The sequence below is a fragment of the Pseudomonas sp. Tn43 genome (assembly GCF_014192635.1).
In the GTDB taxonomy this organism is placed as follows: Bacteria; Pseudomonadota; Gammaproteobacteria; order Pseudomonadales; family Pseudomonadaceae; genus Aquipseudomonas.
The window spans coordinates 854,902-878,237 of the sequence record NZ_JACHYG010000001.1; the positions used below are offsets into that span (position 1 = coordinate 854,902).

The window sequence follows — 23,336 nt, forward strand, 5'->3', positions numbered from 1 at the left end:
ATCGGTGTCACTCAATTGTCACCGTCCATGAATAGCCTTGTTGCTATTTCAAGGATGTTGATATGCCACGCGCCGAAACCACGCCTCTCATCGCCCCCAGCCTGACCGCGGTACTGTTCGGCCTCAGCGGATGCCTGGTGGATTTCGGCGCACGCACTCGCCAGGCCGGCACGCTGACTGCCGAGCATGCCGAAGCCACGCTTGGCGCTCTGGACAGCCTGTCCAGCTTGCAGCACCAACGGATTCCTTGCGCCTGGCTCGATGAACTGCCCCCCGCACTCAGCCACTCGCTGGCCGCGGCACTCCCGGAATGGATCAAACCTTCGCAACACCTGGCAACAATCAATCCATGGCCGGCCCCGAACGCCTGTTGGCAAGCGTTGATGGCATTGAATGTCGAGCGTCTGGACGGTTGCGTGCTGGTCAGCGGCGAACCACGACTTCTGCAATCGGGCCTGAATGCTGGGCTGTGGACCATTGGCCTGGCGTCCTGCGGCTCGCTGTGCGGGCTGGCCCTTAGCGAATGGCAGGCCTTGAGCCAAAAGGAACGGGAACACCTGCGCGCCAGGGCAACAATGCAGTTGTTCGGCCTGGGCGTGCATTCAGTGATCGATCATCTGGGCGAACTCGACACTTGCCTGGCGGATATCAGCCTGCGCCGGCTCAAGGGCGAGAAGCCCTGATCGAGATCATGCAGTTTGCCCGGGAGTGGATTAATCTAAAGGTCAGCCATAGACCTTTGGCGTGCTGCTGCGGTCTATGCCAGTGCCTATCGATAAAAGGAAGAACGCCATGCCTGCCCGCGAACTGCAAGAACAGCTCAACAAACTGCGCGAGCAATTGGAACAGAATCCACCGCTGACCGAAGCCGAGCGCGACGACCTGCACGCGCTGATGCAACAGATCGAACTTGAGCTTGAACTCGAAACCCAAACCCCGGACACCAACCTCGTCGACAATGTGAACCTGGCCGTCGAGCGCTTCGAAGTCGAACATCCCGCATTTGCCGGGACCTTGCGCAACATCATGCAAGCCTTGGTCAGCATGGGGATCTGAACCCATCAGATACAAAAAAAGCCCCGCTATTGATAGCGGGGCTTTTTCATATCCGGGATTTGCCAATACCCCTGTGGGAGCGAGCCTGCTCGCGATGGCTGAGTGTCAGTCAACATCAATGTTGAATGTGCTGGACTCATCGCGAGCAGGCTCGCTCCCACCTTGGTTCTTTACTGACGAACCAGTCGATGGTTCGGCAGTTGCACGTCTTCCGTACTGCGATACGGATTGATATCCAGTCCGCCACGACGCACATACCGTGCATACACCGTCAACTTCTCTGGCTTGAGTAGCCGCTGCAGATCGAGAAAGATTCGCTCCACGCACTGCTCATGGAAGTCCGAGTGCTGACGGAAGCTCACGATGTACTCCAGCAGACTCGCATGGTCCAGCGCCGCGCCGCGATACTCCACCGCTACGCTGCCCCAATCCGGCTGGCTGGTGACCGGGCAGTTGGATTTGAGCAAATGGCTGTGTACGGACTCTTCAATAATGAGCGACTCATTGCACCGCAGCAGTTCCGCACGCGGATGCTCGTAGTTGCTGACGCTGATATCCAGGTCATCGATGCACACACCTGGCAACGCCACGACGCCTTCTGCCTCAACCTCTTTCAAGCTGCGAACCCGCACGCCAACCGGTTTGCCGGCAGCGGCCGAAAGGTCTTTTGCCAGCGTGGCTTCAAGGCTTGCGGTATCGGCAAACATTGTTTGGTTCAGCGAATTGAGATACAGCTTGAACGACTTCGATTCGATGATGTTCGGCGAATCCGCCGCAATGCTGAACTCGCCGATCGCCACCACGGGTTTGCCGGACGGCAACAGCCACGACAATTCGAAGCAGTTCCAGAAGTCCACGCCTTTGTACGGCAGGGTTTCAGCCGTCAGGCCCAGCTCGGCCCATTTCGCGGTGCGCGGGATCGGGAACAACAAGGACGGCGTGTAGGTGGCGATGTATTCGCTGGACTTGCCCAGCGGCGAATGTTCGGCTGCGGGATGCATGGCGGAAACCTGACTGAAGAATCAGCGGATTCTACCAGCCTTTGCTCCCGCCTTTGAGTGCTTACTGACTGACTGTCAGTTTGCCGACCATACCGGCCTGATAATGACCGGGGATATTGCAGGCAAATTCCAGGTTGGTGGCCTTGGTGAAGGTCCAGGTCAGCTCGGCGGTTTTGCCCGGCTCCACCAGCACACTGTTCGGATCATCGTGTTTCATCCCATGCCCTTTGGAGGAATGGTCCATTGTGGCCATGGCGCCGTGGTCCATGGCCTTCATGCCTGTAGGCATCAGCATGCCGCTTTGCTGCATCTGGAGCATTTCCTGCTGATGCCGGGCATGCATCGCCGCGTCGCCGAGGTTGAATTCGTGCAGTAACTGGCCTTTATTCACCAGTACAAAACGCACGGTTTCTCCGGCCTTGATATCAATCGCCCTGGAAGTGAAGGACATGTCGCCCATCACCACTTCAACGCTACGGGTAGCCTTGGTCGCTGCCGCCGGTTGACCGAAGTCGTAGGAATGCGCAGGTGAAGCCTCCAGCCCCAAGCTCAGAGTCAGCAAGCAAGCGGTCAGTACCAGACGATTTTGCAAAAACATAGTCGCACTCCAACAAGATGAGGTTCAGCTTGTGGGAAACTTAACCCGCGGGCTCTGCCAGCCACCTGACAGGCAGATTACAACTTTGTCAGATTGGCCTTTATCGCCGCCGCCCACGGTATAACGCACCCGTTCCAACTGCCCGAGTCGCCCATGAAACTGCTGATTGTCGAAGACCAACCGAAAACTGGCCATTACCTGCGCCAGGGCCTGACCGAGGCCGGTTTCACCACCGAACTGGTGGCCGATGGCAGCACTGGCCAACAACTGGCATTGAGCGGCGATTACGCCTTGTTGATCCTCGATGTGATGCTGCCCGGTCGCGATGGTTGGCAGATTCTGCAAGCCGTGCGCGGCGCGGGCCTCGACACGCCGGTGCTGTTTCTTACAGCGCGAGACGCCGTGGAGGACAGGGTTCACGGCCTGGAGCTGGGTGCCGACGACTATCTGGTCAAGCCGTTCGCCTTCTCCGAACTGCTGGCGCGGGTTCGCAGTCTGCTGCGCCGCGGCAGCACCGTGCCTCAGGAAACCAGCCTGCAACTGGCCGACTTGCGCCTGGACCTGATTCGTCGCCGGGTCGAACGCAACGGTCAGCGCATCGATCTGACCGCCAAGGAATTCGCCCTGCTGGAAATGCTCCTGCGACGTCAAGGTGAAGTTCTGCCCAAGTCGCTGATCGCTTCCCAGGTGTGGGACATGAATTTCGACAGCGACACCAATGTGATCGAAGTGGCGATCCGCCGTTTGCGCCTGAAGATCGACGATGATTTTCCGAACAAGTTGATCCACACCGTGCGCGGCATGGGCTACGTCCTTGAAGAGCGCCCCGCCTGATGCGCCGACTCTCACTAAGCAATCGTCTGGCGCTGCTATTCGCAGCTTGCACTGCCGTGGTGTCGTTGTTCGCCGGGGTGCTGTTCAGCCGCGCCAGCGAGGCGCATTTTGTCGAGCTGGACCAGCAGTTGCTCGACGGCAAACTGATTGGCTTGCGTCGGGCACTGGATGACATTCCTTCCAGCGAAAGCGAGATCAGACTGGCCGATGAATTGAGCCGCCAAGCCGATCTTTCCCTGCGCATCATGGGCAGCGACGGCCAACGTGTGTACGACAGCTCGCCCCGTTTACCCCAGGACTTGCCGCGCCAGTTGGGCCTGTCGACGATGAGCGACGACGGCACTGACTACCGCGTCCTGAATGCCCTCCTGTTCCCCGACAAACCCGATTCACCGCAACTGACCTTGTTGCTGGACATCACCCATCACCAACATTTTCTGCAGCGCATGCAGCATCTGATTTGGCTGACCGTCGGTTTGTCGGCCCTGGCCACTGCTCTGCTCGGTGCCTGGGCTGCACGCAGGGGTTTGCGCCCGCTGCGGCGCATGAGTGCGGTCGCCAGCGGCGTGTCGGCGCAATCGCTCAACGCTCGCCTGCCAGAAGCAGACATGCCGCCAGAGCTCGAGGAACTGGCTTACAGCTTCAACGCCATGCTCGGACGCCTCGACGACTCTTTTCAGCGGCTCTCGGCGTTTTCCGCCGACATCGCCCATGAACTGCGCACACCGCTGTCGAACCTGCTGACCCACACCCAGGTCACCCTCACCCGCCCTCGTCCCATCGAGGATTACCGCGAAGCGCTGCACAGCAACCTCGAAGAACTGCAATGGATGGCGCAACTGGTCAATGACATGTTGTATCTGGCCAAGGCTGACCACGGCTTGCTGATGCCCAAGCGCGAAGCGCTGGAACTGGCGGAAGAAGCCGATGTGCTGCTGGAGTTTTTTGCGCCGCTGGCCGAGGACGCTCAGGTGAAATTGAGTCGTGAGGGCAGCGCGCGCATGCAGGGCGACCGCAGTATGTTGCGCCGGGCGCTGTCCAACCTGCTGGACAATGCACTGCGGTTTACCCCGGGCGGTGGCGAGGTTCGGGTGAAGATTATCGAGCAGCCGACAGGCCTGAGCCTGACGGTTGAAAACAGTGGTGAAGTGATTTCTGAAGACTTGTTGCCGCGTTTGTTTGACCGCTTCTACCGCGCAGACCCGGCGCGCCGTGAAGGCAGCAGTGAGCATGCGGGGTTGGGATTGGCCATTACCCAGTCAATCATCCGCGCCCACGGCGGGCAGATTCGTTGCGAATCGGATAAGGGATGGACGCGCTTTGTGATTGAGTTGCCGAAGGGGGATTAAGGTCAGCAGAGCCCGCGAAGAATGATGACACGCAGTACCTGGAATACCGCGGTGCATTCTTCGCGGGCAAGCCACGCTCCCACAGGATTTTCGTCGCTCAAATCCTTAGCGAATGAGCCCCATCGACCGGGTTTCGTTTATCGCCTGTCGTCGGACAATGGCGTTTCTTCATCCGGGGCTGGAATGTCGTCATCCAGAGCCGGGTCCAGGGCTGGGTCCCTCCAGTCTTCAGGACGATCGACGTCCGTATCGGCCGGGTCTCGCGATGGGTCCATGCCCGGTGGTGCGTCTTGATCCATCGACGGATCGTCCATATCGGGATTGGGTCTGACAGGGTCGTTATCGGAAGTTCCCCCCTGAAGGATTTGATCGTAAGCCATAACGCACCTCCATTGATCAAGCCCAGCGAATCCGGGCCGTACAGGTTGGAAACGAGCCTGTAAAAGGGGTGCTATCGAGGAGACCAACGGCGACTACCGATCAGCCGAAAAGCGGTCACGGCTGTTAGTCAGGTGCAACCACATTGCCGCCCGCGCCGCATCCGGATCCTGGCGTCTGATGGCGTTGAGAATCGCCTCGTGCTCGAGGTTGGCGAGTTGCCCCAGCTTGCTCAGATCCGCCGACCCGCGCTCGGCGGCATTGACGCGGGTCCGGGGAATCATGGCACTGCCCAGGTGCTGCATGATCTCGGTGAAACACGCATTGCCGGTGGCTTCGGCGATCAGTAGATGAAAGCGTTTGTCTGCCTCGACGCAACTGTCGTTGTTGGCCAGCAGGCTTTGATAGTCATCCAGCGCTTCACGCATCTGTGCCAACTGCTGGTCTGTGCGACGAACCGCCGCCAGCGCCGCCGCCTGGGTTTCCAGGCCCATGCGCAATTCCAGAATACTGCGCACGCCCAGCGCCGTATCGACATTCAGACGCAGCCCCTGATCCGGTGCCCGGGCCAGAACAAAAGTGCCGATGCCGTGGCGGGTTTCCACCAGCCCCGAAGCCTGCAACTTCGAGATCGCTTCGCGCACCACTGTGCGACTGACGCCATGCTCCTGAACAATCGAGTTCTCCGACGGCAGCTTGTCCCCCGGCACCATCTGGCCGAGCAGGATGCTCTCGGTCAGTTTGCTCACCAGATCGTGGGCCAGGTTATGGGCACGCTTGCGGGCAGGTGCGTCGATGTCTTCTTGCATGGTAATCATCCGGAAAGCGGGTATCCGGATCGTATCATCGCGGGCGCTTTTCGATGACGGGAATCTTGATAAAAAGTCGCTCAACTTGTATGACAACACTCAATATTCATTGCACAAAAGACGCTTAACACCATCGCACCGACGCGCTTCGTCGCGAAAAATGGGACATTATCGATTGGATAGATTCGACTGAAACCCAGCAAATACGCCACACAAACCTATAAAACGAATAAAAACCCGCCCACCTAGCATTTTTTTGTTGAGTGACAGTACTTGTAGGACAAAAAAGCCTAGTTGTATGATGTCTATCAACAACGCACCACCCAGCCACACCCCGCATAAAAACAACGAGTGGGAGAAAAAGCAGTGAATACATCCATATCCGGGACGACCGAGGGTGCCGATTCGGCCCTGAAGTCCGCCATCTCAAAAGTGAAACGCCACGTTCTGCCGCTGTTCGTGATCATGTTCATCGTCAACTACATCGACCGTGTGAACATCGGCTTCGTCCGCGCCCACATGGAACATGACCTGGGCATTGGCGCTGCCGCCTACGGCTTCGGTGCCGGTCTGTTCTTCATCGGTTACGCGCTGTTTGAAGTCCCTTCCAACATCCTCCTGCAAAAAGTCGGTGCACGAATCTGGCTGACTCGCATCATGCTGACCTGGGGCCTGGTGGCTTCTTGCATGGCGTTCATTCAAAACGAAACCCACTTCTACATTCTGCGATTTTTGCTCGGTGTGGCCGAAGCCGGTTTCTTTCCCGGGGTGATTTATTACTTCACCCGCTGGTTGCCTGGCGTCGAACGCGGCAAGGCGATTGCGATCTTTCTCAGTGGCTCGGCGATTGCGTCGCTGATCAGCGGCCCGCTGTCCGGGCTGCTGCTGCAAATCAGTGGTTTGGGCATGCACGGCTGGCAGTGGATGTACTTCATTGAAGGGATGTTCTCGGTCGGGCTGTGCGTGTTCGTCTGGTTCTGGCTGGACTCCAAGCCCCACGATGCCAAATGGCTGACCCGTCCTGAGCAGGACGCACTGGTCAAAGCCATCGATGACGAACAACTGGCCCGCGAAGCCGCGACGCCGATCAAACCGTCGCTGGGCACGCTGCTCAAGGATCGTCAGATCATCCTGTTCTGCGTGATCTATTTCTTCATCCAGCTGACCATCTACGCCGCCACCTTCTGGCTGCCGAGCATCATCAAGAAGATGGGCGACCTGAGCGACATCCAGGTCGGGTTGTTCAACTCTGTTCCGTGGTTGCTGTCGATCGTCGGCATGTACGCCTTCGCCACACTGTCGGCTAAATGGAAACACCAGCAAGCCTGGGTCGCCACTGCCCTGCTGATCGCTGCCGCCGGGATGTTCATGTCCACCACGGGCGGGCCGATCTTCGCCTTCGTCGCCATCTGCTTCGCCGCACTGGGTTTCAAATCCGCCTCATCACTGTTCTGGCCGATTCCCCAGGCGTACCTGGATGCACGGATTGCTGCCGGCGTGATCGCACTGATCAACTCGGTGGGCAACCTCGGTGGCTTCGTTGCGCCAACCACCTTCGGCCTGTTGGAACAACACACCGGCTCGATTCAGGGCGGGCTGTATGGCCTGGCCGCCACCTCGATCATCGCTGCGATCATCGTCTTCGCCGCGCGCAACAAACCAAAACCTGCACCTGTGGTTGCCTTGGGCAAACCAGCACCTAATCACGCCTGAACACTCATGTAAGAGCACGGTTTAAAGGACAAGAAAATGAATCTACAAGAAGCCACGAAAGCCCCGATCATCACCAGCATGCAGGTGGTTCCGGTGGCCGGCCACGATGGCATGCTGCTCAATCTGAGCGGCGCCCACGGCCCGTTTTTCACCCGCAATATCGTGATCCTCAAGGACAACGCCGGCCACACCGGCGTCGGCGAAGTGCCGGGTGGCGAGCGTATTCGCCAGACGTTGGAAGACGCACGCGCACTGGTGGTCGGCAACCCGATTGGCGCTTACCAGAAGATCCTCAATCAAGTACGCCAGAGCTTTGCCGATCGCGATGCTGGCGGTCGCGGTCTGCAAACCTTCGACCTGCGCATCACCATTCATGCAGTTACCGGCCTGGAAGCTGCCCTGCTCGACTTGCTCGGTCAGCATCTGGATGTACCCGTCGCCGCCTTGCTCGGCGAAGGCCAGCAGCGTGACGAAGTGAAAATGCTCGGTTACCTGTTTTATGTCGGTGATCGCAAACAAACCGATCTGGCCTACCGCAGCGAACCGGACGCCGACAACGATTGGTTTCGTGTGCGTCACGAAAAAGCCATGAACGCCGACGCCGTGGTGCGCCTGGCCGAAGCCGCCCACGCCCGTTATGGCTTCAAGGATTTCAAACTCAAGGGCGGCGTGTTGAGCGGCGACGAGGAAATCGAAGCGGTCACCGCCCTCGCCGAACGCTTTCCCGATGCACGCATCACCCTTGATCCCAATGGCGCCTGGTCGCTCAACGAAGCGATCCGCCTGTGCCGGGATCAACATCACGTTCTCGCTTACGCTGAAGACCCGTGCGGTGCGGAAAACGGTTACTCCGGCCGCGAAGTCATGGCCGAATTCCGACGGGCCACCGGACTGAAAACCGCGACCAACATGATCGCCACCGACTGGCGGGAAATGGGCCATGCGATCCAGTTGCAGTCAGTGGATATTCCCTTGGCCGACCCGCATTTCTGGACCCTGCAAGGCTCGGTTCGAGTTGCGCAGATGTGCCACGAATGGGGCCTGACCTGGGGTTCGCATTCCAACAACCACTTCGATATTTCCCTGGCCATGTTCACCCACGTTGCAGCGGCTGCACCGGGTGAGATCACCGCCATCGACACTCACTGGATCTGGCAAGATGGCCAACGCCTGACCAAAGCACCGTTGCAAATCGTCGACGGCTGTGTGCAAGTGCCGAAAAAACCGGGCCTGGGGGTTGAGCTGGACATGGATCAATTGGCCAAGGCCCATGAGCTGTACAAAGGCATGGGGCTGGGCGCGCGGGATGACAGCGTGGCGATGCAGTTTCTGATCCCGGGGTGGAAATTCGATAACAAGCGGCCGTGTCTGGTGCGGTAACCCTCCGAGGACACTACGCATTCCCTTGTAGGAGCTGCCGAAGGCTGTGATCTTTTGATCTTTAGCGATTTCAGCTTCGCCAAACGTCAAGATCAATAGATCGCAGCCTTCGGCAGCTCCTACGATTCATCGTGGGCCACTTGCAGCAACCAGTCCTTGAACCTTCAGCGGCCACGTCCACCCGGTTATTGTTGGTCGACAGGCGCAAATCGATAAACGGATGTTTCGTTCTAATGGCTCATCCGAATTATCGTCGTTTGTCGGTCTTCGCCAAACTGCATAGATTTGGCTCGCCCAACAACGGAGCAACTTGAAAAACCGCTCGGAGTGTAGCGGTTAACACAACAGAAACTCATGGAAAGTGACTCAATCATGCGTATAAAAAATCAGAGAAAACTCGCGGCTTACAGCGCTTTCGCACTTCTGTCAGGCGTCAGTCACAGCTTTGCTGACGACCGCATCGAAGCGATCGTCAAGGCCGCCGTTGAGCCGGTGATGCAGCAACAGCAGATCCCCGGTGTCGCGGTCGCGATTACCGTCAACGGCAAACCGCATTACTTTAACTACGGCGTGGCCTCGAAAGAAAACGGCAAAGCCGTTACCGAAGACACCTTGTTCGAGATCGGTTCGGTGAGCAAAACCTTCACCGCCACCCTCGCCGCCTACGCGCAGGCTACCGGCAAATTGTCGCTTACGGACAAAGCCAGCCAGGTGCTGCCGACATTACGTGGCAGCGCGTTCGACACTATCAGCGTGCTGCAACTGGGCACCTACACCGCCGGTGGTTTGCCGCTGCAGTTCCCCAGCGATGCAGACCATCAGGACAAAATGTTTGGCTATTTCAAGCAGTGGAAACCGGCCTACGCCGCCGGCACTCATCGCCAGTATTCAAACCCCAGCCTTGGGTTGTTCGGCTATCTGGCAGCTCACCGCATGGGAGCGCCGTTCGAGGAGCTGATGGAAAACACCTTGCTGCCCAGACTCGGCCTGAAGCACAGCTACCTCAAGGTGCCGCAGGATCAGATGGCGCTTTATGCCCAGGGTTACAACAAGGACGACAAGCCTGTGCGGGTCGGCCCGGGCGCATTGGATTCTGAAGCGTATGGCGTGAAAACCAGTGCCTCGGATCTACTGCGCTATGTTGAGGCGAACATGAATCCGGCTTCGCTGGAAAAGCCTTTGCAGCAAGCCATCGCCACCACACACACCGGTTACTACAGCGTCGGCGAGATGACTCAAGGGTTGGGATGGGAACTCTACAACTACCCGGTAACGCTCGATACATTGCTGGCGGGCAACTCGTCGCAGATGGCGCTTGAGGCTCATGCAGTCCAACCGCTGAACCCACCGCAGCCCCAACACGATCATGCGCTGATCAACAAAACCGGCTCAACCGGCGGCTTTGGCGCCTACGTCGCCTTTGTCCCGGCGAAGGACATTGGCATCGTGATCCTGGCCAACAAAAACTACCCGAACGCCGAGCGAGTCAAAATCGCTTACAAGATATTGAATGCGTTGGTCGAATAATCCATCAAGTCTGGGCAACCGCGCACCTGTGGCGAGGGGGCTTGCCCCCGTTGGGCTGCGCAGCGGCCCCAAACCAGCCACCGTGTTGTATCAGATAGACTTCTGATGCCGGATTTACGACTGCTATGCAGCCGAACGGGGGCAAGCCACGCTCCCACAGGATTCTCGTCGCTAAAATGTCTTAACTTACCAGCGGAAATTCAATCATTCGGCTGCTCAGGCGGTTTGGCGGGCTTCGCCGGTTTACCTTTTGTGCCTTTGGCCGGTGCAACGTCAGCCACCGGCGCTGGCACCGGTACTGTCGCTTCCTTTTCGGCGGCTGGCAGCGCGTCGATGGTGCTGAAAATCTCTTTCAACTCGACCGCGTCCTTTTCAAGTTTCTTTTCGCCGTCCTTGCCAACCAGGATGATTTTGCTTTTCGCCCCGGCACCCAACTTGAGCGAGCGAATCAACGCCATCGTTGTTTGCGGATCGAGGTCTTTGCCGTCGCGCTGGCCCATCGTGTTGATCACGGTGTACAGCACCATGTTTCGCTCGGTGAAGTTCTTGCGATTGGCGGGTTCATCCAGCGACTTTTTCAGGCTGACCCAAGTGGGGTCGACCGAACTGGGTGCGATGACAATCAGGGGACGGGCCCTGCCCACGTCTTTAACCAGAGGGGAATCGTCATCGGCGGCGAACAAGGGGCCGACGAAAGCCAGCAAAGAAGCCAGGGTCAAAGACCTGATGAGCATGCGCATCTCCTTTTGATATCCACGCTCTAATGATTGCGCATCGCGGCGAACGTTCCGGGGGAGGCAACGTATTTGTGTTCGCCTTGCCCCAAGCTTAGGTCAGGGCAGTCATTGCGCAACAGCCTGGGCTAATCTCATAACACGACTCGCCCCTCTGATTCGCCGTGAGGATTTTTCCATGAGCGCTCAGCTGAACCACACCATCGTCTGGTGCCGTGACAAACAGGTGTCGGCCCGCTACCTGACCGACCTCCTCGGCCTGCCCGATGCCGAGCCGTTCGGGCCGATGCTGGTGGTCAAATTCGATAACGGTGTGTCGCTGGATTTCTACAACAACGACCCGCCGATTGCCTCCCAACACTATGCGTTCCTGATTGGTGACAAAGACTTCGATGCGGCCTTCGCTCGCCTGCAAGCGAGCAAGCAGCCCTGGTGGGCCGATCCAGGCAAACAGAGGCCGAACGAGATCAATGAATACGGCGGCGGCCGACGGGTGTATTTCGATGACCCGGACGGGCATCTGCTGGAGATTTTTACCCAGCAATAGATACCCGTCATTGGCGTGTCATATACCGAACGGAAAGGTGTCTTCCTCATGCTCCATGAATTCAGGCGCGGGTAATGGCGAGACCGCGTGGGTTTTTTCGATCCACACGAAAGCGTCGAACTGCTCTGCCAGCACGGCCTGAAAGTAATGACTCTGGCGCTCGGTCCTGGGTCGATAGATGACACCGATGGCGCGCTCAAGTAACGGTTCAGCCAGTACGTCCAGCAACTCCTCGCTCGGCGACGTCCGCCAGTCGAGCAGCGCTGCGGGGATGCCGGCCTGGAGAAACAGCTGCTCCCAACTGTCGGCCAATGCCGGGTTCACTTTTTTAACCTGCATCGGCTCGTCCCAGTCGTCAGCGGCGGCAACGGTGCCATGGTCGGTGCCCATGCCGATCAGTACCGCTTGTGAACCGTAGGCCGTGCGGCATAACTGGCCGATGTTGAATTGCCCCTCCCACCCCATTTGCGTCGCGGCGGCGTTGCCGATGTGCGAGTTATGCGCCCACACCACCGCTTTGGCGCCTCCCCCGCGGTGCACCATGAGGGTTTGCAAGGTGTCGAACATGTGCAGGTCACGCAGGTTCCACGAAGCGGTGGAGCCGCGGTACATGGCGCGGTAATACTGCTCGGCAGCCCGCACCACGCGGGCGTTCTGGGTGGCGCTGAAAAACGCCTCGTCGTCGGCGACCATCGGGTCAAGCCGTTCGCCCAGCAACACATTCAATTGCTCGACCACGGCGTCCTCGCACGTGGCCATGTTGCCCCGCTCGGCGAAATGACCGTACAGCGCCGGGTCGTCATGCCACGGCGTCAGGCAGCTGTAGCGATGACGCGCCTCTTTCGCCAGTTGCGGGTCGGTCTTATCGAGGTAGTCGAGCACTTCGTCGATGGAGTGACGCATGCTGTAAACATCCAGCCCCCGAAACTCCACCCGCTGCTCAGGCGTCAGCCCGCGATTATGGTGGTGCAGCCAGCGGGTGAACGTCTGCACGGCGGTGTTGCGCCACATCCAGGTGGGGAACCGGGCGAAGGCCTGTTTTTTCCAGGCTGAGCGGCCCAGGTCGCGGACACATCGGTCGATCTGGCCGGCATCGGGCCAGTCAGCTTCAACGGCGACAATGCCAAAGCCATGCTGCTCGATCAGGCGGCGGGTGATCGCCGCCCGGGTCTGGTAGAACTCCTGAGTACCATGACTGGCTTCGCCGATCAGCACCACGCTGGCATCGCCAAAACGGTCGAAGAGTTTGCCGAATTCCGGTGAGTCGAGTGCCGGCAACGGCTCGGCATGACGGCGTAGCACGTCGGCCGCATTGGCGGGTGGCTCGCCGCGAGGACGGCTGAACCGTCGCAGAAGATCGCTTACGGGACTGTTCATGGACGTCATGACCTCATCTGCACGTCGTCATCATTTTGACTACGTCAGCGAGGGCATGATTCCGCTGAATTCAGTGATCGCGGCTCAGAACGCCAGCTTGTAGCCGATCAGCACCAGCATCGTGGCCAGGCACGGACGCAGCAGTTCGTCGGAGATACGCCCGGTCAAATGGCTGCCCAGGTAAATCCCCGGCAGCGAACCGACCAGCAAGTAGCCCAAAATATGCCAATCCATGTTGCCCATGCTCGCATGGCCCAGGCCGGCGACCAGGGTCAGGGGCACCGCGTGAGCGATTTCAGTGCCGACCAGACGGCGGGTGGGGAGCATCGGGTACAGAATGAACAGCGCTACGGTGCCCAGAGCGCCAGCGCCGATGGAAGTCAGAGCCACCATGGCGCCCAGGATCAGACCGGTGATGACGGTCAGTGCGTTCAACCGGGGGCCGCTAGGGTTGTAGTGGCCGCCGGCCCGTTTGTGGGCGAAATCGAGCAAGCGCTTCTTGAAGAAAATGGCCAGCGCCGTGGCGAACAAAACGAAGCCCAGGGCTTGTTTGATAACGGCGTTCATCGCGTCGGGCGAAGTCTGCAAGCTGCTCAAAAACCACAGCGTCAGGGCCACCGCCGGCACACTGCCAAGGGTCAGCCAACCGGTGATCGCCCAGTCGATGTTCTTGTTCTTGCGATGAACCAGCACACCACTGGATTTAGTAATGGCCGCATACAGCAAATCAGTGCCCACCGCTGTCGCCGGATTGACGCCGAACCACAGCAGAATCGGCGTCATCAACGAACCGCCTCCGACGCCGGTCATGCCGACAATAAAGCCGACCACCAGACCTGCAACGACCAACCCGAAATTACCGAATTCCATTAATACGCCCAGAAAATCGCAGGAAAATAACCGGCTCGCAGCATAGCGATTTTTCTTATAACCAGTTATATCGATGCGGTCTATCGTTATGCCAGGAATTGGGTTCAGCACTCGTTTTACTGCACCGGCAAAAAATTCAGAAACAGCAAACTCTGGGCATAGTTGAGGCCGATCCGCCGGTAGCGTTCATCGAGCATCTGGGTCAGCAGGTCCAGCCGTGCGACGATTTTGCCGAACTCCACGGCAAAGCTCAGGTTGCTGCCCTCCTCCGAGATTTCGTTGGAAAACAGCAAGGGCTCGCCTTGCCTGTTTTGTCGCTGACTCAAGATCCAGGTGGCTTTCTCGATGTTGCGCGCGGCATTGCTGACGAAGGTCGGGTTGATCGCATCCGTCATGTAGAACTCCAGCCGATTGCCGTGAGCGGTGACGAGCATGCTGCCGATGGCATAGATAAAGGCACCGACCCGGTCGCCGAGAAATTCCGGGCTCATGGCATAGCTCAGCGCGGCGAGGTCTTTTTTGCCGCCGAGAGTGGGCAGCGGCTCCTGCTGTTCGATGGCCATGCGCACTTGTTTTTCCGCGGTGCCGACATCGAGGAAGCCGGATTTCTTCAGCTCCTGCGGGTTGCGCAGGTAGAGCTTGTTCATCAGCAGGTAGAGGCTTTCGAGGTTGTTGCGCATGGTCAGGGTCGCCATGCGATCGACGCTGGTCTGGAGAACTTCCTGGGGGGTGCCTTTGCGAAACTGGCTAATGATGTCGTTGCCCGGCTGATGGCTGCAGCCACTGGCGAAGAGCATCGACAGGCCAATCAGCAGCCAGCAATAACGGCGAATGCGCAGGGTAAAACCGGGTAAAACTCGAGCCATGGGTTCTTGAACTTGGGCATGGGCCGGCGGTGGGGATCGCCGCGGGCTGGCCAAGGATAGAACCGCGAAAGCCAGAAAAGTGCAGTGCCGGTGGTCCGTAAACACAGGTCACCGTGAAAGCGGCCTCGCATTAGTCATACTTTATAATTGCAACTCTGCCTAGATAAGCTATAAATCCTTCCTTGATTGCGTTAAATCTCACTTATTAGTATGACTACTTATCAAAAACAACAAAAAAGGAAGGTTCAACCATGCGTCAACCTCGATACCTGCTCTCCAGCCTCGGACTGTCCCTGATGATCGCCACCCTCCCCGCTCACGCCGCCGGCTTGTCCAGCGAACACAAAGCTTTCGGCAAAACCGATGATGGCACGCCCGTCGAGCAATACATCTTGCGCAACAGCCATGGCCTGCAAGCCACGGTCATTACCTACGGCGGGATTCTGCAGTCGCTGAAAGTGCCGGATAAAAACGGCAAGCTCGACGATGTGGTGCTGGGCTTTGACGATGTACAGGGTTACCAAAGCGGGACCGCGTACTTCGGCGCGACCATCGGCCGCTTCGGCAATCGCCTGGCCAATGGCACCTTCGATCTGGACGGCAAGCGTTATCAGGTGCCACTCAACGACGGCAGCAATTCACTGCACGGCGGGGCCCAGGGTTTTGATAAACGGGTGTGGAAAGCCGAACCGAGCAAAGGCAAGGATTCGGTGGGCGTGACCCTGACGTATTTGTCGGCGAGCGGTGAAATGGGTTTCCCGGGCAACCTGAAAACCGAAGTCACCTACAGCCTCACCGAAAACAATGAGCTGCGTATCGAGTACAAGGCCAGCACCGACAAGCCCACGGTGCTGAACCTGACCAACCACAGTTACTTCAACCTGGCCGGCGCCGGCAATGGCGACGTCCTGAAGCAGCTTGCGACCTTGCATGCAACCCGCTACACGCCGGTCACCGGCAGACTGATCCCTACCGGTGAACTGGCCCCGGTCGCCGGCACACCCATGGACTTCACTCAACCGACCGCCATCGGTCAACACATCAAGGCTGATCACCCGCAACTGAAATTCGCCGAACCCAAACAAGGCGGTTTCGATTTCAATTGGGTATTGGACGCCAAGGGTGATCTGGGCAAACTCGCTGCCGATGTCAGCGACCCGCAATCCGGACGCCGGTTGCAGCTCTACACGACTGAACCGGGTGTGCAGTTCTATACCAGCAATTTCCTCGATGGCACGGTCAAGGGCAAGGCTGGCAAGGTTTATCCGCATTGGGGGGCGTTTACTCTGGAGACTCAGCATTATCCGGATTCGCCGAATCAGCCGAACTTCCCGTCCACACGGCTGGATCCGGGCCAGAGCTATAACCAGACTACGGTGTACAAGTTTTCTACCCTGTAGATCAAAAGATCAAAGATCGCAGCCTTCGACAGCACCTGCGCAGGCTGCGATCTTTCGATGACCACCACGGAACCACCGGGCCATTTTGCTGCCAACTGAAGTATCGATCGGACGTTAGAAAGGAGGATGCATGCGTACTCTTGAGCTGGCCGGCAGCCAAGTGCCGGTCATCGGCCAAGGAACCTGGCGCATGGGCGAGGAACGCTCCCGACACACAAAGGAAGTTGCAGCGCTGCGTTTGGGCATCGAATTGGGCATGACCCTGATCGACACCGCTGAAATGTACGCAGAAGGAGGCGCTGAAGAGGTGGTGGGTGAAGCCATCGCCGGCCTTCGCGATCAGGTGTTTCTGGTCAGCAAAGTCTATCCCTTCAACGCCAGCCGCAGAGGCATCCCCCAGGCCTGCGAGCGCAGCCTGCGGCGATTGAATACCGATTACATCGATCTCTACCTGTTGCATTGGCGAGGCGACTATCCCTTGGCGGAAACCGTCGAAGCCTTCGAGCGCCTGCGCGAAGAGGGCAAGATCGGCCGTTGGGGTGTGTCCAATTTCGACCTGGATGACCTGGAAGAACTGGCCTCGCTCACCTGCGCCACCAATCAGGTGCTGTATAACCTGGAAGAACGCGGCATCGAGTTCGACCTGCTCCCTTGGAGCCAGCATCACGGGATGCCGGTGATGGCCTATTGTCCGATCGGCCAGGGTGGGCACATGCTGGCCAACTCGACGCTCAAGCAGATTGCCGCCCGTCACGAGGCGACACCGGCGCAGGTGGCGCTGGCATGGATTCTGCGTCAGAACGGCGTGATCGCCATCCCCAAAGCGGTCCGCCCCGAGCATGTGCAGCTCAATGCACAAGCGGCGCAGTTGCAGCTTGACATCGGGGATCTGGAGGCGCTGGACCAGGCATTTCATGCGCCACAATGTAAGCAGCGGTTGGCCATGGTCTGAGCCATCGCGGTGCTGTCAGAGGGCATCGGCATGAGAAGTACCGATCAACTCGACTCTTTCAATTTGCCACGCTTCGTTCAGGCGCAGGACCCTGTGTTCGAGTGGGTGCAGGAAGAGTTGCGCGCCGGCCAGAAGCGCCGACACTGGATGTGGTTTATCTTCCCGCAGTTTTCCGGGTTGGGCGACAGCGAGATGTCCCGCTACTTCGCCATTCGCTCCAGTGAAGAAGCCGCCGCCTACCTCAAGCATCCGTTACTGGGACCACGCTTGCGCCTGTGCACGCAGCTGGTTCTGGACATTCCTCACAGCTCGATCACCAAGATTTTCGGCCATCCCGATAACCTCAAATTTCACTCATCGATGACACTGTTCGCCCAGGTTTCGCCAAAAGGTAGTCTGTTCCATCAGGCGCTGGATCAGTATTTTCACGGCATACCGGACGACTGGACGTTATCGCTGCTGGACTCAAAAAAGGCCCAGTTGCCCCCCAATCAGCGTTGAGAAATCGTCATCCACGAACGGCAGGATCGCATCCGCCACCGGTTGCAACTGCCGGGTGACGTAATGGTCGTAGTCGATGGGCGCGCTGCGGATTTCCAGCGGCTCGGGGCCGGCGACGGTGATGACATAACTGATCCAGCCGCCGTTCTGATATTGCCGCGGGCGTCCCTGCTGGTCGTTGTAGTCATCGGCGATCCGCGCTGCGCGCACATGGGGCGGCACGTTGCGCTGATAATCGTCGAGGGTACGACGCAGGCGTTTACGGTAGATCAAGCGCTCGTCGAACTCGCCGGCCAACGTCTTGCGCACATAGTCACGTACGTAATCCTGATAGGGCTTGCGATTGAAGATGCGCAGGTACAACTCCTGCTGGAATTGCCGGGCCAGCGGCGACCAGTCGGTGCGCACGGTTTCCAGGCCCTTGTAGACCATTTCATCAGTGCCGTCGGCGCGGGTGACCAATCCGGCATAGCGCTTCTTGCTGCCCTCCTCGGCACCGCGAATGGTCGGCATCAGAAAGCGCTTGTAATGGGTTTCGAACTGCAGTTCCAGGGCACTTTCCAGCCCGTACTCCTGTTTCACATGCTCGCGCCACCACTGATTGACGTGGTCCACCAGCGCATGACCGATCTGCGCGGCTTCTGTCTGACCGTGGGCGCGGCGCAACCAGACGAAGGTGGAGTCGGTGTCGCCGTAGATCACCGCGTGGCCTTGGGCTTCGATCAACTGACGGGTGCGCAGCATGATTTCATGCCCGCGCAAGGTGATCGACGAGGCCAGTCGCGTATCGAAGAAGCGGCAACCGCTGGAACCGAGGACGCCGTAGAAGGCGTTCATGATGATCTTCAGGGCTTGGGACAAAGGCGCGTTGTGTTCGCGCTTGGCGGTTTCGCGACCTTCGGCGACCCGGGCGACGATGGCCGGCAGGCAATGGCGGGTTCTTGAAAAACGTGCACCGCGAAAGCCCGGCACCGACTCGCTGTCCTCGGGATGCTTGAGCCCTTCGATCAAGCCCACCGGGTCGATCAGAAAAGTGCGGATGATCGACGGATAAAGGCTTTTGTAGTCGAGTACCAGCACCGATTCGTACAGCCCGGGCTGCGAGTCCATGACAAAACCGCCGGGGCTGGCCTCTGGAGGTTTGCCGCCCAGGTTCGGCGCGACGAAGCCCTGACGGTGCATCAACGGCATATACAGGTGAGTGAATGCCGCCACCGAGCCACCGCTGCGGTCCGCCGGCAAACCGGTGACGCTGGCACGCTCGAGCAGGAAAGTCAGCAGTTCGGTCTTGGCGAAGATCCGCGTCACCAGTTCGCAGTCCTTGAGGTTGTACTTCGCCAGGGCCGGTTTGTCCTCGGCGAACATGCGATTGATTTCGTCCATGCGCTGGTATGGATTGTCGATCGACTTGCCTTCGCCCAACAGGGTTTGCGCGACGTTTTCCAGGCTGAACGAGGGGAAACTCCAGGTCGCCGAACGCAGCGATTCGATGCCATCGATGATCAACCGGCCGGCAGCCGAAGCGAAGTAATGGTTGCCGTTGCCGTGTTCGCGCCACTGCATTTCTTCACCGCCACGCCCCAGCTTCAGCGGCACCGCCAGGCGCCGGGCATGTTCGTGCAGTACGCGCAAATCGAACTGCACGACGTTCCAGCCGATGATGGCGTCGGGATCGTGCCGGGCGAACCATTCATTGAGTTTTTTCAGCAGCAGGGTTCGCGAATCGCAGTATTCGAGCTGGAAATCCACCTCACTGTCGTCGCCATTGGGCGGCCCGAGCATGTACACCTGCCGCTCGCCGCAGCCTTCCAGGGCTATGGAATACAACTCGCCCTGAGCGGTGGTTTCGATGTCCAGCGAAACCAGTCTGAGCTTCGGCCGATAGCCGGGGTCGGGTTTCATTTGCGCGTCGAGCAGCAGGCCTTCGGCGCCGGGCGTGCCGCCGAACAGAACGGGCGCGGTGATGAAACGCTCCATCATGTAGCGCTCCGGCGGGCGGATATCGGCTTCGAATACATCGATGTCTGATCTGCGCAGCGCAGTTTCCAGGCGCATTAATTGACCGTGCTGCCGGCAATACAGGCCGAGCACCGGGCGATGCTCGAAGTCCAGAAGCGCCAGGGGCTTGAACTCGACGTTTTTCTCGTCGTGCAGCAGCGCTTCGGCTTGCTCACGTTGGGCTAGCGGAATGAACGCTACCGACGGTTGATGCGGCAGGCGGATACGCCGGGGACCGGCATCAGTCGCCAGCCAGAAGTCGACTTCCGTGCCGGCCGGAGTATCGCGCCAATGCCGGGTCAGGACGAAGCCCTGCTGTAAATCCACCACTGCAACCTCAACGAATCGATTCAAGGGGTAATTCTACGCGTGATCGGCGGTGTGGTGAGGAGGCTTGCCCTAACGCCGGTAAAACCGCTCGCGCCTACTGGATTTTCGTCGAGTTTTTACAAAGAAAAATCACTGAATGACGCTTTTTGCGCGATATCTGCCGCTTTCTGCCTTGCTCTGAGAGCCTGTCTCTACGATTCTTCAAGAACAACGACAACACCCGAGAAACCGCCATGAAAACCGTCGCCCAACTGCTCAAGTTAAAGGCCCAACAGAATCAGGAAGTCCACACCATTGCGCCTCATCAAATGGTGCTGGAAGCGCTGATGGTGATGGCCGCAAAAAACGTCGGCGCGTTACCGGTGCTGAAAGAGGGAAAGGTCGTCGGCATCATCAGCGAGCGGGACTATGCGCGCAAACTGGTACTCAAGGGGCGCTCCTCCGTCGGCACGCCGGTCAGTGACATCATGGTGAAGCCGGTCATCACCGTGGACACCCATCAAACCGTCGAAACCTGCATGGGCATCATGTCCGAAAAGCGCCTGCGGCACTTGCCGGTGGTGGAAAACGGCGAGTTGATCGGCTTGCTGTCCATCGGCGACCTGGTCAAGGAAGCCATCGCCGAACAGGCTGAACTGATTCGCCAGCTGGAGCAGTACATTCGCGGCGAGTGATTCCAGCACACCGAAAATCCCCCTGTGGGAGCGGGCTTCTGTGGCGAGGGGGCTTGCCCCCGTTGGGTCGCGAAGCGCCCCCGAAAGCCTTGCGACTGCTTTGCAGCCGAACGGGGGCGAGCCCCCTCGCCACAAAGCTCACTCAACACAAAAGCTTGCTCCCACAATAGTTTGTTGGTGTTCTTACGGCCAATGCCGCGCGAAAACCGGCGCCAAGGCAGGGTGCCGGTCGAAGCGTTCGAGCCAGGCGGAAAACCCCGGTCGCGCAACGCGCAAATGCTCCCGCGTCCCCGCCCAGCGCGTCACCACCGCCGCCAGAATATCCAGCGCACTCGGTGCTCCGTCGCCCAGGTACAACTTGCCGGCGAACTGATCGGCAAACACCTGCCAACTCCAGTGCAGGCGCCGGCGGGCACCGGCCCTAAGGTTTTCCCTGGATGATTCGTCCGCCTCGGCCAGCCAACGCTCGGGGTAGTCGATAATGCCGATGGCGGCATAGCAATTAGTGACGATGTACACCAGGCCCCGAATAACCTGATCACGTTTGAGCGGGTTTTCCGGCAACAGGTTCGACTCCGGGAACGTCAGGCCCAGGTGAATCAGGATGGCCGCGCTCTCGGTCAGAACCCCGCCATCGGGCAATTGCAGGGTCGGAATCTGCTTGAGCGGGTTGAGCTTCTCCAATGCCTGAACCGCCTCCGGAGACGATGAGACATCGATAAAGCGATAAGGCACCTCGCACAGTTCCAGCGCAGCTTCGATGGCAGCCGCACCCGAGTTCTGATGTCCGTAAAGCTGATACATGACGAAACCTCCTCTGCGACTCTCTCTTTGTAGCAGCTGCCGAGCCCGCGAGGCTGCGTTCGGCTGCGCAGCAGTCGTGATAATGGCTAATGCAATCTGCCTCACATCCCACACTCTGCGGTGTTACGACGGCTACGCCGCCCAACGCAGGCTTCGCCAGCGGCTACAAAGACTGCATCACGGCTGAAATGGCTTGACTGACATTAGCCTTCATCAGCCGGTTTTTTTAGTCATTTTTGCTCCAGTTACTTCCCCGCACGCTTCATGCAACGCTGGTAACGCTCATCGACCCGCTTGGCGAACCACGCCGTGGTGAGTTTGCGGGTGATTTTCGGGCTTTGCAGTACGATTCCCGGCAATACCGCACGGGGTAATGGCCGGCCTTCAGCCTGTTCGGCCAGGGCGAACACCCGCCGATACAGCTTGGTGTCCTCGAATTCAAGGCCTTTGCCCTCCTCCAATTGATCCCTGATGGTCAGGTTGCGCATGTCCAACTGCTTGCCGAGGGTGCGCACCGCCAATTCCGTAGCGCCAGGCATGATCGAACCGTAGCGCACCAGATCGCCATCCAGCGCCAGCGGGATGCCGGTTGCACGACTTACTGCGTTCTGAAACGCCGCATTGCGACTGGCGTACCAACCGGCATTGAAATCGGCGAAGCGATACAGCGGCTGCTTGTAGCTCACCGGGTAGCCGAGCAAATGGGCAATACCGAAATACAGGCCACCACGACGGGTGAACACTTCGCGGCGAATCGAGCCGTTTACCGGGTAGGGATAATGACGCGCCTGCTGTTCGGCGAAGTCGATGCTGACCTGCATGGGCCCACCGGTATGCACCGGGTTGAAACCATCGAACAGCGTCCGCCCCATGGGCACCATGCCAATGAAATCATCGAAAATCGCGCTGAGTTCTCTTTCGCTGCGCGCGGCATTCAGCCGGTCGCTGTAACTTTTGCCATTGGGTGAACTGACCTGTAAGGCACCGCTCACCAGCAGACCTGGGATGTGAGCCTTGGCGGCGCGACGGTCGATTTCGTCCCGGGCGATCTTGCCCAGGCCTGGCACTGGCGGATCAGCCTGAAACGTCGACTCCTGCTCAGTGACCGCGAGTACCGAACACAGGTTTTGCGTGGTCGGCGGAATATTTTGCGCGGCAAACGCCGCGTAGATGTCCGTGGCCCAGCCTTGGCGGTCGGGGGTCTTGGCCGGTAGCAGACGCATGATCTCGGCCTTGACCTCGGCGGGCTTGCGCGGCGGCGGTTCCATCGTGCGTTGGGTACCGCAACCGGCCAGGACCAACAATGCCGTGATGCTCATGATCAATCGATTGACTTGCATGTTGCTCCATCAAAATCCGTTGAGCCGGGTTAACCATACGATCAATGGCATGGCGCAGGCTATGACTGTGACAGCTGCTGACTGTTCCCCTGCAGCGCTGTAGCAGCTGCCGAGCTTGCGAGGCTGCGTTCGGCTGCGCAGCAGTCGTAAAACCAGAGATTGCGGTACGTCAGGCTGACCGCGTTAATCGGACTCACGACTGCTGCGCAGCCGAATGCAGCCTCGCAAGCTCGGCAGCTGCTACAAAATCTGGTTGGTTCCGTTGGGCAGGCGGGCGGTGGGTGTATCCGGGCTGAAC

23 protein-coding genes are annotated in these 23,336 nt (G+C 58.8%); 12 read left to right on the forward strand and 11 right to left on the reverse strand.

Annotated features, from left to right (window positions below; translation table 11 throughout):
• The first annotated feature begins 62 nt into the window (after positions 1-62).
• Entirely contained in the window at positions 63-683 is a 621-nt protein-coding gene (locus tag FHW68_RS03870) for an HAD family phosphatase (RefSeq protein ID WP_183678877.1), read from the forward strand.
• A gap of 109 nt (positions 684-792) precedes the next feature.
• Positions 793-1,056, forward strand: coding sequence for a DUF4404 family protein (locus FHW68_RS03875; RefSeq protein WP_095633025.1), 264 nt, complete (start codon positions 793-795; stop codon positions 1,054-1,056).
• A 170-nt stretch (positions 1,057-1,226) separates the two neighbouring features.
• Here FHW68_RS03875 and queF read toward each other — a convergent pair whose 3' ends face one another.
• Positions 1,227-2,057, reverse strand: a complete 831-nt coding sequence (gene queF / locus FHW68_RS03880; RefSeq protein WP_095633024.1) for an NADPH-dependent 7-cyano-7-deazaguanine reductase QueF — start codon at positions 2,055-2,057, stop codon at positions 1,227-1,229.
• A gap of 61 nt (positions 2,058-2,118) precedes the next feature.
• Positions 2,119-2,655, reverse strand: coding sequence for a plastocyanin/azurin family copper-binding protein (locus FHW68_RS03885; RefSeq protein WP_183678879.1), 537 nt, complete (start codon positions 2,653-2,655; stop codon positions 2,119-2,121).
• 153 nt (positions 2,656-2,808) lie between these two features.
• On the opposite strand from FHW68_RS03885, the gene FHW68_RS03890 reads away from it, so the two are divergent.
• A complete protein-coding gene (locus FHW68_RS03890) occupies positions 2,809-3,489 on the forward strand; it encodes a heavy metal response regulator transcription factor (RefSeq protein WP_095633022.1) in 681 nt (226 codons plus the stop codon).
• Positions 3,489-4,838, forward strand: coding sequence for a heavy metal sensor histidine kinase (locus FHW68_RS03895; protein ID WP_183678881.1), 1,350 nt, complete (start codon positions 3,489-3,491; stop codon positions 4,836-4,838). The genes FHW68_RS03890 and FHW68_RS03895 overlap by 1 nt, the downstream gene beginning before the upstream one ends.
• Positions 4,839-4,975: 137 nt before the next feature.
• Here FHW68_RS03895 and FHW68_RS03900 read toward each other — a convergent pair whose 3' ends face one another.
• Together FHW68_RS03900 and FHW68_RS03905 are read right to left on the reverse strand one after the other, a co-directional pair.
• Positions 4,976-5,218 (reverse strand): hypothetical protein, encoded by a 243-nt coding sequence (locus FHW68_RS03900; RefSeq protein ID WP_095633020.1) that lies wholly within the window; start codon positions 5,216-5,218, stop codon positions 4,976-4,978.
• 93 nt (positions 5,219-5,311) lie between these two features.
• Positions 5,312-6,025: a FadR/GntR family transcriptional regulator gene (locus FHW68_RS03905; RefSeq protein ID WP_183678883.1), complete on the reverse strand. Its 714-nt coding sequence runs from the start codon at positions 6,023-6,025 to the stop codon at positions 5,312-5,314.
• Between the two features lie 366 nt (positions 6,026-6,391).
• On the opposite strand from FHW68_RS03905, the gene FHW68_RS03910 reads away from it, so the two are divergent.
• The 3 genes from FHW68_RS03910 to ampC all read left to right on the forward strand — a co-directional run bounded on the left by FHW68_RS03910 (position 6,392) and on the right by ampC (position 10,645).
• Entirely contained in the window at positions 6,392-7,738 is a 1,347-nt protein-coding gene (locus tag FHW68_RS03910) for an MFS transporter (RefSeq protein ID WP_095633018.1), read from the forward strand.
• A gap of 36 nt (positions 7,739-7,774) precedes the next feature.
• A complete protein-coding gene (gene gudD / locus FHW68_RS03915) occupies positions 7,775-9,118 on the forward strand; it encodes a glucarate dehydratase (RefSeq protein WP_183678886.1) in 1,344 nt (447 codons plus the stop codon).
• A 372-nt stretch (positions 9,119-9,490) separates the two neighbouring features.
• Positions 9,491-10,645: a class C beta-lactamase gene (gene ampC / locus FHW68_RS03920; protein ID WP_311654729.1), complete on the forward strand. Its 1,155-nt coding sequence runs from the start codon at positions 9,491-9,493 to the stop codon at positions 10,643-10,645.
• A gap of 200 nt (positions 10,646-10,845) precedes the next feature.
• Here ampC and FHW68_RS03925 read toward each other — a convergent pair whose 3' ends face one another.
• On the reverse strand, positions 10,846-11,379 hold the full coding sequence (locus FHW68_RS03925) for a DUF4174 domain-containing protein (RefSeq protein WP_095633015.1): 534 nt from the start codon (positions 11,377-11,379) through the stop codon (positions 10,846-10,848).
• A gap of 178 nt (positions 11,380-11,557) precedes the next feature.
• Between FHW68_RS03925 and FHW68_RS03930 the strand changes: the two genes are divergently transcribed.
• On the forward strand, positions 11,558-11,926 hold the full coding sequence (locus FHW68_RS03930) for a VOC family protein (RefSeq protein WP_183678890.1): 369 nt from the start codon (positions 11,558-11,560) through the stop codon (positions 11,924-11,926).
• Positions 11,927-11,944: 18 nt separating this feature from the next.
• Here the strand turns inward: FHW68_RS03930 and FHW68_RS03935 are convergent, their stop codons facing one another.
• From FHW68_RS03935 to FHW68_RS03945, 3 genes are all read right to left on the reverse strand, one after another.
• A complete protein-coding gene (locus FHW68_RS03935; RefSeq protein WP_095633013.1) occupies positions 11,945-13,303 on the reverse strand; it encodes an erythromycin esterase family protein in 1,359 nt (452 codons plus the stop codon).
• A gap of 84 nt (positions 13,304-13,387) precedes the next feature.
• Positions 13,388-14,173: a sulfite exporter TauE/SafE family protein gene (locus FHW68_RS03940; protein ID WP_007901717.1), complete on the reverse strand. Its 786-nt coding sequence runs from the start codon at positions 14,171-14,173 to the stop codon at positions 13,388-13,390.
• A 116-nt stretch (positions 14,174-14,289) separates the two neighbouring features.
• Entirely contained in the window at positions 14,290-15,039 is a 750-nt protein-coding gene (locus tag FHW68_RS03945; protein ID WP_183678892.1) for a hypothetical protein, read from the reverse strand.
• Positions 15,040-15,290: 251 nt separating this feature from the next.
• On the opposite strand from FHW68_RS03945, the gene FHW68_RS03950 reads away from it, so the two are divergent.
• The 3 genes from FHW68_RS03950 to FHW68_RS03960 all read left to right on the forward strand — a co-directional run bounded on the left by FHW68_RS03950 (position 15,291) and on the right by FHW68_RS03960 (position 17,892).
• Positions 15,291-16,439 (forward strand): aldose epimerase family protein, encoded by a 1,149-nt coding sequence (locus FHW68_RS03950; RefSeq protein WP_183678894.1) that lies wholly within the window; start codon positions 15,291-15,293, stop codon positions 16,437-16,439.
• A 130-nt stretch (positions 16,440-16,569) separates the two neighbouring features.
• A complete protein-coding gene (locus FHW68_RS03955) occupies positions 16,570-17,391 on the forward strand; it encodes an aldo/keto reductase (RefSeq protein ID WP_183678896.1) in 822 nt (273 codons plus the stop codon).
• 30 nt (positions 17,392-17,421) lie between these two features.
• Positions 17,422-17,892, forward strand: a complete 471-nt coding sequence (locus FHW68_RS03960) for a DUF1810 domain-containing protein (RefSeq protein WP_095633009.1) — start codon at positions 17,422-17,424, stop codon at positions 17,890-17,892.
• On the opposite strand, the gene FHW68_RS03965 is transcribed toward FHW68_RS03960, so the two are convergent.
• Entirely contained in the window at positions 17,857-20,217 is a 2,361-nt protein-coding gene (locus FHW68_RS03965) for a DNA polymerase II (RefSeq protein ID WP_183679032.1), read from the reverse strand. The genes FHW68_RS03960 and FHW68_RS03965 overlap by 36 nt on opposite strands.
• A 236-nt stretch (positions 20,218-20,453) precedes the next feature.
• Between FHW68_RS03965 and FHW68_RS03970 the strand changes: the two genes are divergently transcribed.
• The gene (locus tag FHW68_RS03970; protein ID WP_095633007.1) at positions 20,454-20,894 is read left to right on the forward strand and encodes a CBS domain-containing protein; all 441 of its coding nucleotides are present in this window, start codon (positions 20,454-20,456) and stop codon (positions 20,892-20,894) included.
• Positions 20,895-21,077: 183 nt separating this feature from the next.
• On the opposite strand, the gene FHW68_RS03975 is transcribed toward FHW68_RS03970, so the two are convergent.
• Complete coding sequence (locus FHW68_RS03975; RefSeq protein ID WP_095633006.1) at positions 21,078-21,698, reverse strand: glutathione S-transferase N-terminal domain-containing protein; 621 nt, start codon at positions 21,696-21,698, stop codon at positions 21,078-21,080.
• Positions 21,699-21,943: 245 nt separating this feature from the next.
• On the reverse strand, positions 21,944-23,038 hold the full coding sequence (locus FHW68_RS03980) for a DUF1615 domain-containing protein (RefSeq protein ID WP_095633005.1): 1,095 nt from the start codon (positions 23,036-23,038) through the stop codon (positions 21,944-21,946).
• Positions 23,039-23,336 lie beyond the last annotated feature (298 nt).